Source organism: Burkholderia sp. AU45251 (assembly GCF_030482905.1).
Classification (GTDB): Bacteria; Pseudomonadota; Gammaproteobacteria; order Burkholderiales; family Burkholderiaceae; genus Burkholderia; species Burkholderia aenigmatica.
Genome location: NZ_JAUJQH010000004.1, coordinates 286,333 through 299,473, shown reverse-complemented (window position 1 = coordinate 299,473; position 13,141 = coordinate 286,333). Strand labels below are relative to the sequence as shown.

The following is a 13,141-nucleotide window of genomic DNA, read 5'->3' as shown; positions in this document are numbered from 1 at the left end:
CGAGCTGCAACGGCGCTTTGGTACGCGGTCCCGCCCGTGGGCGCCGCTGCAGGATCGATCTTCGGTGCCGGTTACGCTGCCGACAGCGTGATCGACACGCCCGTCGCGGTATAGACGGGCGTGGCCTTGAACCCGTCGACCGTCACCGTCGCGAACTTCGCGACACCCGCTGCGCCGTCGATCAGCGCGAGGGTGTCGCCGGCCTTCGGCGCGTAGCCGTTCACGAACTTCACGTGCAGCGTGCCGCCCGCGACGGTGAGCGGGCCGCCCACGCGCAGGCGTCCGCCGCCGTTGCCGTCGATGTCGAGTTCCAGCGTCGTGTTGTCGAGCTGCGTGTAGCGGGCCGCGATCGTCACGGGCGCGCCGGCCGCGATTCGCACGCTGCCGCCCGAGCCGACGTACACGTCGCCTGTGCCGAACGCCGTCGTCGACGCGGCCGCCAGCGTGCCGCCGCTTACCTGCGTGCCGCCCGTGTAGCCGTTGTTGCCTGCCAGCGTCAGCGTGCCGGTGCCCTGCAGCGTCAGCTTGCCGGCGCCCGCGACATCGTTGCGCCACAGGTCGGCCGCATTGAGGCCGCCCTGCGATGCATCCATCGACACGATCACGTTGCCGTTGAATGCGCCGTAGCCGTCGGCCGCCGCGAACAGGTTCAGGCGCCCCCAGCCTTCGGCGTCGTCCATGACCGGATAGCCGGACGGCAGTTCGGTCGTCTTCAGCACGACGCGCCGCTGGTCGGCGCTCAGGTACGGGAAACGCGTCTGCAGCAGGATTTCCGCGCCCTTCGGCACGACCGGCGGCGCGTTCGTCGATTCGATCGCGCCGAAGCCGAACGTCATGCGGCGCAGGAACGCCGCCTTGTTCGTCGGATAGTCGGCGAACCGGTCGGTTGCCGTCGTGCCGGTGTGCGCGAACGCGGCGAACGTCGTGGCGCTCGTGCCCGTCAGTTGCTGCAGCGTCTGATGGGCTTGGGCGTAGGCAGCCTGTGCGTCGCCGGCGTAGGCGGTCAGGTTCGCCGCGCTGACGGCCAGCGCAAGCATGCGGCCGCCGATCACGTCGAGCGGCGCGTGCATGCTGGCGAGGATCCGGTTCTCGCCGAGTTCGAGGCCGCGGCTGATCATTTCCTGGAAGCGTTCCGGCACGAGCCAGGCCATCGTCGTCGCATCGCGCACCGCTTCGGCCGTGTGGCCGCTGATGAAGCCGCCGTCGGTCGCGGGCGTCGTGCTTTCGGCCGGCACGAGCGTCGGCGCGACCACCACGCCCGTGCTCCAGCGGTACGGGCGCGCGTATTTGTAGAATCGTTTGGACGGCTCGGTCGACGCGTTGTTGCCCATTTCGTTGAGCAGGTCGACGACTTTCCCGAAGCTGGCGTTGCCGCTGCTGCTGCCGACGCCGACGTTGTTGCCGGAGTCGTTGTACAGCACGGTCGTGGCGTCGGCGGGCACGCTGGTGATGCTGGTCGTCTGCTGGGCCGCGGTGCGCCAGGCGGCGGTGAGCGGGCCCATGCCGTCGGTCACGCTGTATCCCTTGCCGCGGCGGTCGTCGTAGTACGCGGCATCGGCCTGCTGCGGCGTACGGGCCGTCGTCGCGTCGATCACGTACTGCACGTTGGCCGACAGCACCGTATCGTTCAGGATCGTGCCGCACGACACGCCGCTGTTCGGCAGTCCGGAGCAGGGCGACGGCGAGATGGCCGGGAACGCGCCATTGGCCGGCGCGCTCACGCCCGCGTCGACCAGCATCGTCGCCGGCTGCCAGAGATCGAGGAAGCGGCTCGTCACGCGCACCGCGGCGTTGGTCGACAGCGTCGCATAGCGCGCGTCGCCGCGCTGGTTGGTCGCGACGTTGTCGACGAACGCGGGCACGCTCGGGAGCGGTGCGCTGTCGACGAAGCCGGGGTCGGCGGGCGGCGCCGGCACGGCGGCCGCCGTGGTGCCGGTCGACGCGACGTCGTCGCCGCCGCCGCAGGCAGCCAGTACGATCGCACTCGTCAATGCCGCGACATGCAGCGGGAAACGGCTTCGTGACGCAAACATGCAAGACTCCATCCTGAGGGGCGAAGAGGGAGGATTGTGATGAGCGATCGTTACGCGGCCGTTACGGAATTGTTGCGCGTCGCATCCGGCACGCGCGAATTCCCACTATCTGGTTAATTTCCGGTACTGAACATGACGGGCGCCGGTTCGATGCGCCCGTCGCGGAGATCCGGCTGCGCGTCGAATCGCTACGCGCCGGCCGTGCGCGTGTCGAGCCGGAACTGCGATACGGCCTCGGCAAGCCGGTTTCCCTGTTCTTCGAGCGATTTCGACGCGGCGGCAGCCTGTTCGACGAGCGCCGCGTTCTGCTGGGTGACTTCGTCCATCTGCGTGATGGCGAGATTGACCTGCTCGATGCCGCGGCTCTGTTCGTTCGACGCGGCGGCGATCTCTCCCATGATGTCGGTCACGCGCGAGATCGCGTGCGTGACCTGGTTCATCGTATCGCCTGCGTTGCTCGCGATATGCGAGCCATCCTGGATTTTCCGGACCGATTGCGAGATCAGCTCGCGAATGTCCTTCGCGGCGCTCGACGAACGCTGCGCGAGACTTCTGACTTCGCTGGCGACCACCGCGAAGCCGCGCCCCTGTTCGCCGGCGCGGGCGGCCTCCACGGCCGCGTTGAGCGCGAGGATGTTGGTCTGGAACGCGATCCCTTCGATGATCGCGGTGATCTCGGCGATCTTGGCGGAGCTGGTGCTGATGTCGGTCATCGTGTCGACCATCAGCCCGACCGCCACGCTGCCGCGCTGGGCGACCTCCGATGCGTTGTCGGCCAGCCCGCTTGCCTGCTGCGCATTGTCGGCGTTCAGGCGCACGGTGGAGGTCAACTGCTCCATGCTCGACGCAGTCTCCTGCAGCGATGCGGCCTGCTCCTCCGTGCGGGACGACAGATCCTGGTTGCCGGCCGCGATCTCGGCGGCCCCAGTCGCGACGTTGCCCGATGCGGTGCGCATTGCCGAGATCAGGCGGACCAGGTTGGCCTGCATCTCCCGCATGGAAGCCAGTACGCTGCCGGCCGGCGCGGCACCGGTCGCGGCTTCGGTGCCGAGATCGCCGGCGGCGATGCGGCCTGCGATGTCGCTGAGCGCGGCGGGCTCCGTACCCAGCGAGCGCAGCAGGCCGCGGGTGATGAAGAGGCCCGAGATCGCGGCCGCGGCGACGGCGGCGATGCAGATGGCGATCAGCATCAGTCGCCGCGACGTATATCGGTCGTTCGATTCCTGCACCAGTTGGGCGGCCTGCGAGCGCGAGTACGTTGCATACGCATCGGTGGCCGCGACAAGCTGGGCCAGCAGCGGCCGGCACTGTTCGTTGATCATCGTGACGGCCTGATCGCGCCGGTTGTTCGCCGCCGCTTCGACGATGGCCCGCGCCACGGGGCCGTACTGCGCTTCGATCGCCCCGATTTGCCGAACCAGTTCGCGCGCTTTGTCGGTCGCGCCGCTCCCCTCGCGGACCGCATTCGTCAGTTCGCCCAGCAGCGCGCCGACTTCGCGGTCGGCCTGCAGTGCCGCTTCCTTCTCGTTGTCCGCATCGCGTGGACCGGTCGCCAGAACCTGGTTGCGGGCGGCGATCGCGCGCCGGTCGACCGCGACGCGAACCCGGTCTACCAGGTTCGCGCGGGCGTTGGTGCCGTTGACGTAATTCTCGAATGCCGCGTTAGCGTTGCCGAGCGATACGATGCCGAGCAGGGAGACGAGCACAACCATGCACGTAAGAAGTCCGAAAGCCATGATCAGCCTCGTGCGAACCGTTAGCCGTCGATCATTCATGGGGACAGTCCAGTCGTAGTTATCAAATAGCACTCCTTATTATCGGAACGGTGAATGATCGATTTAGGACAGCGGCCCCGGGCAATCGTTTGCGTGCGGCCCGCCGTCAAAAAAATCCGGGCCGCGCGCCGTGCTCGTCATGCCGAGCGGGCGAACGGCTCCGTTTCCGCGCAACACACGCGGTTTCTGCCTTCGCGCTTCGCGCGATAAAGCGCCATGTCCGCCTGATGCGACAGCGCGTGTACGGAGGCGGGGCGTGCACGATGGCCGGTCGCGCAGCCGATGCTGACGGTGAAGGGCGGCACGGTTTCCGCGAACCCGTCGAACCGGTTGCGCTCGACTTCGCGACGGATCGCCTCCGCAACCTGCGCGGCGCCGCCTTCGTCCGTATCGGGCAACACCGCGACGAACTCCTCGCCGCCGTAGCGCGCGGCGAGGTCGCCGCGCCGCCGCGTGTGTGCGCGGATGCATTCGGCGAGCAAGCGCAGCGCCGTGTCGCCCTTGGCGTGGCCGTGCAGGTCGTTGTACTGCTTGAAGTGGTCGGCATCGACGAACAGGATCGACAGGCTGCCGTGGCTGCCCCGTTGCAGCCGCTCCCATTCGTCGGCCAGCGCGATATCGAGCGCGCGGCGGTTGCACAGGCCCGTCAGCGGATCGGTCCGCGTGAGGTCCGTGAGCAGCGTCTGCTTGCGCTGGTTGTCCCGCAGCGCAAACGCAAGCAGCCAGACCACCGCGCAGAACAGCGTGCTGATCACGGTCGCCGAGACGCCGACCGTCCACGACAGGCGTGTAATGCCCGCCAGCACGTCGCGCTCGGCGGGCGCGACGACGGCGATCAGCGGCGTGCCCGGTATCCGCTGGTAGGTATACAGCCGCATGATCCCGTCGATGCTCGAACGCGCGGGATAGAAGCCCGATTCGCTGTTCACCATCCGTTCGAACGATTTCGAGCGACGCAAGCGGTTCATCTGGCCGTCGTTCAACGACGGGTTTCTCGCGAGGATCCTGCCGTCCGCGCGCAGGATCGCGCTGACGCCGTTCGGGCCGACATCGAGGCGGGACAGGAGCTGCTCGAAGTAGGCGAGATCGATGGCGACCACCGCGATCCCGTTGAACGTATGATCCGGCCGGTCGATGCGCCGCGACAGCGCGATGGATTCCTTGTCGCCGCGCGAACGCGCGCGATACGCCTCGGACACGTAGAGGCCGACATTGTCCGCGTCGCGATGGACCTTGAAGTAGTCGCGATCGCTGAAGTCCCAGCGATGGGTCGTGCCGCAGCATCCGTCGATCAATCGGCCGCGCTTGTCGGTCACGCCCATGCCGGTGAGATACTGGGCTGCGGTGCGCTCGAACAGCAGATCGTGCCGCAACCCGGCCTCCATGCGCTGTACGGCCGGCTTGCCGAGATCGGCAGCCAGCGCCACCAGCGCGTTGTTCGACGTTTCGACCGTCCTCGCGATCTGGCTTGCGAGCACGGCTGCGACGTTGCGCGACGTCTCATGCGCATGCTCGACGACTTCGCTCCGTGCGGCCCACAGTGTCGCCGCGCTGATCCCGAGCGCGGCAAGCGACATCAGTGTGCCCAACGCGCCGACGGCAAGAGGGTTGCGTCCGGCCCAGTCGGCAATTTTCTCGATCGAAGTGAATGCGGGCATGCTGCGTGCTCGTTGGGGAAGCCGGCTGCCATCGCATCGGCTCGGGTCAAACCCGGGTTAACGGCACGGTTAACCGAAAATCGAGGCCGGCTCGCGAAACCGACGACATACGCGAGCGCGCTCCGCGACGCAAACGTGTGCGACCGATGCGGCTTGCGGCCTTGAAATGCACTCTGATGGCGCGCGCGACCCGTCTCCGCTGTTCACGTACCGAGCAGCCCGCGCGCGGCCAGGTTCGCATACAGCGCGCGCACGCCGAAGGTCCACGGTGCAATCTCCGTGCACAGCCGCACGGTGTTGACGAGTGCGCCGAGCGCGGGCGTGGAGATCGTGACGCGGTCGCCCAGGTGATGCGTGAATCCGCCGCCGGGCGCGTCGCGATCCTGGATCGGCGAGAACATCGTGCCGAGGAACAGCATGAAGCCGTCCGGATACTGGTGATGCGCGCCGCAGGTCTGCGCGACGAGATCGGCCGGGTCGCGGCTGATCTCGCGCATGTGGCTGATGCCGTCGAGGACGAAGTCGTCGTCCGCGCCTTCGACGCGCAGCGACACGCTGCATTCCCGCACACTGTCCAGCGTGAAGCCGTCGTCGAACAGCCGCACGAACGGGCCGATCGCGCACGAACCGTTGTTGTCCTTGCATTTGCCGAGCAGCAGCGCCGAGCGGCCTTCGATGTCGCGCAGGTTCACGTCATTGCCGAGCGTGGCGCCGACCGGCCTGCCGTCGCCGGCAACGGCCAGCACGATTTCCGGTTCCGGGTTGTTCCATACCGACACGGGCAACAGCCCCACGTCCGCGCCGAAGCCGACCGCGGACATCGGCTGCGCCTTGGAGAACACCTCGGCATCGGGGCCGATGCCGACTTCCATGTATTGCGACCACGCGCCGCGGCGCTCGAGTTCCGCCTTCAGGCGTAGCGCGGCTTCCGAACCGGGCACGATCTTCGACAGATTGGTGCCGATGGTCGCGGCGATGGTATCGCGTACCTCCATCGCCTTGGCCGGATCACCGCCTGCCTGTTCCTCGATCACGCGCTCGATGAGGCTGACCGCAAACGTGACGCCGCACGCCTTGACGGCCTGCACGTCGCACGGCGCGAGTAGGCGCGTGGCGCCGGGCGCGCCGTCCAGTGTCGCCTGCAGCAGCGGCTCGACACGGCCGAGCGATTCGCCGGAAGCGGTGCGCGCGACGGCGACCGCATCGGGGCGGTCGAACAGGTCGGCGGTGGTCGGCACGGTGCGCGTGATATCGAACACTTCGCCGCCGCGCACGGCGACGACGCTCGGGCCCGCGTGGGCACCGTCGTGCCGCCAGACGCGGCCGATCAGCAGCGCGTGGGCGAGGTCGTGCGGCAGGCAGTCGGAAACGGAAGGTGTACGCATGGTCAGCTCGGCAAGAGTCGGAGAGGCGGTCGGATCAGTGCGAATGGCGCGGGTTGCCGCGCTGCTCGATGACCTTCAGGTACAGCGTGGCCGGTTCGAGACAGCCGCCGGTGGACAACTGGCCGACGAACCGTCGATACAGTTCCTGCCAGGGCGTTTGCGTCTGCGGCACGGTGAAGCTTGCGGTCTCGCGGCGGCGCGCGAGTTCGTCTTCGTCGACGAGCACGTCGACGCTGCGGCGATTCAGGTCCACGCGGATGCGGTCGTTCGTGCGCAGCAGGGCCAGGCCGCCGCCGACCGCCGCCTCCGGCGACACGTTTAGGATCGACGGGCTGGCCGAGGTACCGCTCTGGCGGCCGTCTCCCAGGCACGGCAGCGACGTCACGCCGCGCTTCACCAGATCGGCGGGCGGCGCCATGTTGACGACTTCCGAGCTGCCCGGATAGCCGACCGTGCCGCAGCCGCGGATCACCAGGATGCAGCGTTCGTCGATGTTCAGCGCGGGATCGTTGATGCGGGCGTGGTAGTCCTCGGGGCCGTCGAACACGATCGCGCGCGCCTCGAACGTATTCTCCGCGCCCGGCTCGGCCAGGTAGGTCCGGCGGAAGGCGTCGCCCACCACCGACATCTTCATGATGGCGCTGTCGAAGAAGTTGCCCGACAGCACCACGAAGCCGGCGCCGTGCTTGAGCGGCGCGTCGGGCGTCCGGATCACGTCGCGGTCGGCGTCCTGCGCGGTGTCGGCGATCTCGCCGGTCGCGCGGCCCGACACGGTCAGGCAGTCGCGCCGCAGCAGGCCGGCCGTATCGAGCTGGCGCAGCACGGCGGGCACGCCGCCGGCGCGGTGGAAGCTCTCCCCGAGGTATGCGCCGGCCGGCATGCAGTTGACGAGCAGCGGCACGGCTTCACCGAAGCGCTGCCAGTCGTCCAGGCTCAGCTCGACGCCCATGTGGCGCGCAATCGCGATCAGGTGCGGCGGGCAGTTGGTCGACGCGCCCAGCGCGGCGGCGACGACGATCGCATTCTCGAACGCCGCGCGCGTCATGATCTTCGACGGGCGCAGGTCTTCGCGCACCAGCTCGACCGCGCGCTTGCCGGTCGCGTAAGCCATCTGGCCGCGCTCGCGGTAGGCCGCGGGAATGCTCGCGCATCCCGGCAGCGACATGCCCAGCGCTTCCGCCAGACTGTTCATCGACAGCGCGGTGCCCATCGTATTGCAATGGCCGATCGACGGAGACGAAGCGGTGGTCAGCTGCATGAAGCCTTCGTAGTCGATCTCGCCGGCCGCGAGCAGGTTGCGGGCATGCCAGATCACAGTGCCCGAGCCGACCCGCTTGCCTTCGTGCCAGCCGTCGAGCATTGGCCCGCCCGACAGCACGATGGCGGGCAGGTCGACGGTAGCGGCCGCCATCAGGCAGGCCGGTGTGGTCTTGTCGCAGCCGGTCGTCAGCACCACCCCGTCGAGCGGAAAGCCGTGCAGCACTTCCACCAGTCCGAGATAGGCCAGATTGCGGTCGAGCGCAGCCGTGGGACGGCGGCTCTGCTCGGCCAGCGGATGCACGGGGAACTCCATCGGAATGCCGCCCGCGTCGCGAATGCCCGCCCTGGTGCGCTCGGCCAGCTCGATGTGATGGCGGTTGCACGGCGCGAGGTCGCTGCCCGTCTGCGCGATACCGATGACGGGGCGGCCCGACTGCAGTTCCTCGCGCGTCAACCCGTAGTTCATGAAGCGCTCGACATAAAGCGCGGTCATGTCGGCGTGCGCTGGGTCGTCGAACCATTCCTGGCTGCGCAGACGACGAGGGGTCTGTGACATGGCGGGCTGTCTCCGAAGGGGGCTCTGTGATCTTTTTCGTGCTGGATAGTTACCGGTAACATCGATTGGATGTTAGCACGGTGTATTTGCGATGCGGAAGGGATTTTGTGCGCGCGTGGCGGAGGCGAGCGCGCGGGAGCGGTACCAGGCCGCACACGTCGCGCCTGGGGACATGCGCGGCCGTCGCCTCGTCAGGCGCTTTCCCGCGCGATGATCGCGTAGTCGATACGGATGCTGCGCGACTCGGCCGGCGCGCCGTCGTCACGCGCTTGCAGCGCCGCCAGCAATGCTTCGCCCGTGCGTAGCCCGATACCGTACGCGTCGACCGACACCGTCGTGATGGTCGGATGGCAGCAAGTCGCCACTTCGAAGTTGCCGAAGCCGGCCACGGCGATGTCGGCGGGCACGGCGAGCCCGCGCCGGTGGCATTCCATGATCGCGCCGAATGCCGACATGTCGCTCACGCACATCACCGCATCGGTATCCGGCCATCGCTCCAGCAGCGCGGCCATTGCAGGGCCGCCGTGGCTCATCGTGATCGGCGATTCGCCCAGCCGCACGACGCGCGGTTCGCCCAGATTCAGCGCCTTGATCTCCGCCTGGTATCCCTTGAGCCGGTCCAGGCCGCGGCGGTCCAGTTCGCTGGCGCCGACGAGAAAGCCGATGCGCCGGTAACCGCGCTCGGCCAGGTGGCACACCATCGCACGGGCGGCACGCACGTTCGAGAAGCCGACGGCGGTATCGATGGGGCGCGTGGGCAGATCCCACATCTCTACCACGGGAATCGCCGAACGCTCGAGCACCTTGCGCGTCGCATCGGTGTGCTGCGCACCCGTCAGCGCAATGCAGCGCGGTTGGTGTCGCAGCATCGAGCGTACCAGCCGTTCTTCACGTTCCAGGTCGTAGTCGGTATCGCCGAGCAGCAGCTGGAGGCCATGCGGCTCGACCGCATCGGTCAGGCCGCGTACGGTGTCCGAGAAGTTGGAACTCGACAGCGACGGCACCAGCACCGCGACGAATTCCGACCGCCCCGACGACAGCGCTCCGGCAGCAGCGTCGGCCACGTAGCCGAGCCGATCGATGGCCTCGCAGACCCGCGCGCGCGTCTCCGCGGCCACGCTATGGCCGGCGAGCACACGCGACACCGTCATCTTCGATACGCCGGCGAGGCGCGCTACGTCGGACATGCGGGGCGGCCCGGCAGGCCGGGCGGCGGTGGGACTGGGCATCGGAAGGGCGATCGGGAGAAAGCTGGAAAGGCTACATCATACCGGTGCGGCATACCGTGCAGGCCGGTTGATGCGCGCCCGTCGCAGCGTAGGGAAACCACGCGTTTGGCGAGGCTTGTACACGCCTGTCGCTGCATGCTACCTTCGATTTTGTTACCGGTATCAGCGCGCCGTTCGCTCCCGTCGCCTCGACGACTTTTTTTGCCACGAAATGTTATCGGCAACATAAATACATCAACGGACTCGCCGGTACGAAGAAGACCTACACAAACAGGAGACAGACCGATGCCATCCATCACGCAGGCCGAAGCCGCACCGGCCGCAGCCGATTCGTCCGAAGACGCCCTCTATCGCAAGGTCATGCGGCGCATCCTGCCATTGCTGCTGCTCTTCTACGTCGTGGCGTACCTGGACCGCGTCAACGTCGGCTTCGCGAAGCTGCAGATGTTCGACGACCTAAGCCTGAGCGACGGCGTCTATGCGCTCGGCGCCAGCATCTTCTTCTGGGGCTACTTCCTGTTCGAGATGCCCAGCAACCTGCTGCTGCACCGCTACGGCGCACGCTTCTGGATCGCGCGGATCATGATCACCTGGGGCATCGTGTCGTCGTCGATGGCGTTCATCGTGCCGCTCGCGCAGTTCTTCCACGTGCAGACGTCCACCATGTTCTACACGCTGCGCTTCCTGCTGGGGGTGTGCGAGGCCGGTTTTTTCCCGGGCGTCATCCTGTACATGAACTACCGGTTCCCGGCGCCACGCCAGAGCGTGGCCATGTCGGGCTTCTTGGTGGCGATTCCGCTGAGCCTCACGCTGGGCAGCGTGGTTTCGGGCTGGCTGATGGAGCAGACGCACGGCCTGTCTGGCATGAGCGGCTGGCAATGGATGCTGTTGCTCGAAGGGCTGCCGTCGATCGTGGTGGCGTTCATCGTGCTGGCCTGCATGGGCGACGGCCCGCAGTCGGCGAAGTGGCTGTCCGCCGACGAAAAGGCAGTGCTGTCGCGCAACCTCGAATCCGAGTCTGCGCACAAGTCGCACAGCGTCGGCGCCGCGTTGCGCAGCCCGCGCGTCTGGCTGCTCACCTTCATCCTGCTCACGTTCAACACAGGCTTCTACGGGCTGGCCTTCTGGCTGCCGTCGATCATCCGCGCGTCGGGCGTGCAAAGTCCGGTGCATATCGGTTTGCTGACGGCCATTCCGTACCTGACCGCGATCTTCGCGATGGTGTGGAACGCATCGCACTCGCGCAAGACCGGCGAACGCCGCCTGCATGCGGCGATTCCGGCACTGATCGGCGGCGTCTGCCTGATCGCGAGCGCGGCGTGCGCGCAGAACGTGACGCTGTCGATCGTATTCCTGACCCTCGCCACCTGCGGCATCCTCGCGCTGATGCCGATCTACTGGACCTTTCCGGGGCAGATCCTGTCCGGCACGGCTGCGGCTGCCGGCATTGCGCTGATCAACTCGGTGGGCAACCTGTCCGGGTTCACGGGCTCGATGATCACCGGGATGGCCAAGCAAATGACCGGCAACATCAACAACGGTACCTATGCACTGGGCGCCTGCCTGCTGGTCAGCTGCGTGCTGATCGCGTCGATTCCGCGCGATATCCTGCGGCCGCCCGCAGGGCGGTAGGGTCTTCACAGTCCGTCGTGTCGCGGGGCCTGCGCATCGTGTCGCCGGCCCGGACTCGCCGAATCAATCAAGCCCGCCCTGGCACAGGTACTTGATCGACAGGTAGTCGTCGAGGCCGTAGCGCGAGCCTTCACGGCCGTAGCCCGATTCCTTCACGCCGCCGAACGGCGCGGCCTCGCTCGCGAGTGCACCTTCGTTGATGCCGACGATGCCCGTTTCGAGCTGCGCCGACACGCGCGCGATGCGCCGCACGTCCTGCGTATAGAAATACGCGGCGAGCCCGAACGGCGTGTCGTTTGCGGCGTCGACGGCTTCTTGCTCGGTATCGAACCGGAACAGCGCGGCGACCGGGCCGAAGGTTTCCTCGCAGGTGAGCTGCATGTCGGCGGTGGCGTCGCCGAGTACCGTCGGCGCGTAGAAGTTCGCGCCGAGCTCCGTCAGGCGCTTGCCGCCCGTAAGCACGCGCGCGCCGCGTTCGACGGCATCGCCGACGTGACGCGCGATTTTGTCCACCGCACGCGCGTTGATCATCGGGCCGATCTGCGCGGCGGGGTCGGTGGCCGGCGCGACCTTCAGCGCGGCGACACGCGCCGCGAGCTTCGCGGCGAAGGCGTCGTAGACGCCGGCCTGCACGTACACGCGATTCGGCGACACGCAGGTCTGTCCACCGTTGCGGAACTTCGCGGCCATCAGTCCGTCGACCGCGGCGTCGAGTTCGGCATCGTCGAACACGATGAACGGCGCGTTGCCGCCCAGCTCCAGCGACAGCTTCTTCAACGTCGCCGCGGACTCGCGTGCGAGCAGCTTGCCGACGGGCGTCGATCCCGTGAACGTGATCTTGCGCACGCGGCGGTCGGCGAGCCAGTCGCCCACCGCCTCGATGCCGCGCTCGCGCGACGCGGCAATCAGGTTCAGCACGCCGGGCGGCACGCCGGCTTCCTGCGCGAGGAAGGCGAGCGCGAGTGCGGTCAGCGGCGTGTCCTCCGCAGGCTTCGCGACGACCGTGCAGCCGGCCGCGAGTGCGGGTGCGATCTTGCGCGCGATCATCGCGAGCGGGAAATTCCACGGCGTGATCGCGGCGACGATGCCGATCGGTTCCTTCACCGCACTGAGCCGCTTGCCGCGCTGCTGCTGCGGAATCAGGTCGCCGTAGGTCCGCGTCGCTTCTTCGGCGAACCACAGCACGTATGACGCGCCGTACGCGACTTCGCCGCGCGCTTCGGCGAGCGGCTTGCCCTGTTCGCGCGACATCAGTTTCGCCAGATCGTCGGTGTGCGCGACGATCGCCGCGTGCCATGCACGCAGGATGGCGGCGCGTTCGCGCGCCGGCGTCGCGCGCCATGCGGGCAGCGCGCGTGCCGCGGCGTCGGTCGCGGCGCGTGCGTCGGCGGCACCGCTGTCGGGTGCGTGGGCAACGGTCTCGGGCGTTGCCGGATCGGTGACGTCGAAGCGGCGGCCGTCGAGCGCGTCGCGCCAGGTGCCGTCGATCAGGTTGGCGGTGCGAACGAGTTCGGGTCGGGACAGCGTAAGCGGCATGACAGGTCCTTGGAGGATGGAGCGGTTCGATTGCGGCGGCGCGGCGCGAGCGCGCGGCTACCCCGCGCGGACAGCGG

8 protein-coding genes are annotated in these 13,141 nt (G+C 67.9%); 1 reads left to right on the top strand and 7 read right to left on the bottom strand.

The genetic code is table 11. The features are described from left to right. Nucleotides 1-71: 71 nt before the first annotated feature. From QZM67_RS12960 to QZM67_RS12935, 6 genes are all read right to left on the bottom strand, one after another. The gene (locus QZM67_RS12960; protein WP_301803551.1) at nt 72-2,033 is read right to left on the bottom strand and encodes a phosphatase PAP2 family protein; all 1,962 of its coding nucleotides are present in this window, start codon (nt 2,031-2,033) and stop codon (nt 72-74) included. 188 nt (nt 2,034-2,221) lie between these two features. Beyond that, complete coding sequence (locus QZM67_RS12955; protein WP_301803548.1) at nt 2,222-3,808, bottom strand: methyl-accepting chemotaxis protein; 1,587 nt, start codon at nt 3,806-3,808, stop codon at nt 2,222-2,224. A 137-nt stretch (nt 3,809-3,945) separates the two neighbouring features. Continuing rightward, nucleotides 3,946-5,466, bottom strand: a complete 1,521-nt coding sequence (locus tag QZM67_RS12950) for a diguanylate cyclase (RefSeq protein WP_301803545.1) — start codon at nt 5,464-5,466, stop codon at nt 3,946-3,948. 203 nt (nt 5,467-5,669) lie between these two features. Then, entirely contained in the window at nt 5,670-6,851 is a 1,182-nt protein-coding gene (locus tag QZM67_RS12945) for a fumarylacetoacetate hydrolase family protein (RefSeq protein WP_301803542.1), read from the bottom strand. 34 nt (nt 6,852-6,885) lie between these two features. Then, the gene (locus tag QZM67_RS12940) at nt 6,886-8,667 is read right to left on the bottom strand and encodes an IlvD/Edd family dehydratase (RefSeq protein ID WP_301803507.1); all 1,782 of its coding nucleotides are present in this window, start codon (nt 8,665-8,667) and stop codon (nt 6,886-6,888) included. A 191-nt stretch (nt 8,668-8,858) separates the two neighbouring features. Continuing rightward, nucleotides 8,859-9,896, bottom strand: a complete 1,038-nt coding sequence (locus tag QZM67_RS12935; RefSeq protein WP_301803504.1) for a LacI family DNA-binding transcriptional regulator — start codon at nt 9,894-9,896, stop codon at nt 8,859-8,861. 285 nt (nt 9,897-10,181) lie between these two features. Here QZM67_RS12935 and QZM67_RS12930 point away from each other — a divergent pair, with 285 nt between their 5' ends. Next, nucleotides 10,182-11,528 carry an MFS transporter gene (locus QZM67_RS12930; protein ID WP_301803501.1) on the top strand — a complete coding sequence of 449 codons (1,347 nt, stop codon included), beginning with the start codon at nt 10,182-10,184 and terminating at the stop codon, nt 11,526-11,528. A 63-nt stretch (nt 11,529-11,591) separates the two neighbouring features. Here the strand turns inward: QZM67_RS12930 and QZM67_RS12925 are convergent, their stop codons facing one another. Continuing rightward, on the bottom strand, nt 11,592-13,064 hold the full coding sequence (locus QZM67_RS12925; RefSeq protein ID WP_301803498.1) for an NAD-dependent succinate-semialdehyde dehydrogenase: 1,473 nt from the start codon (nt 13,062-13,064) through the stop codon (nt 11,592-11,594). Nucleotides 13,065-13,141: the final 77 nt, after the last annotated feature.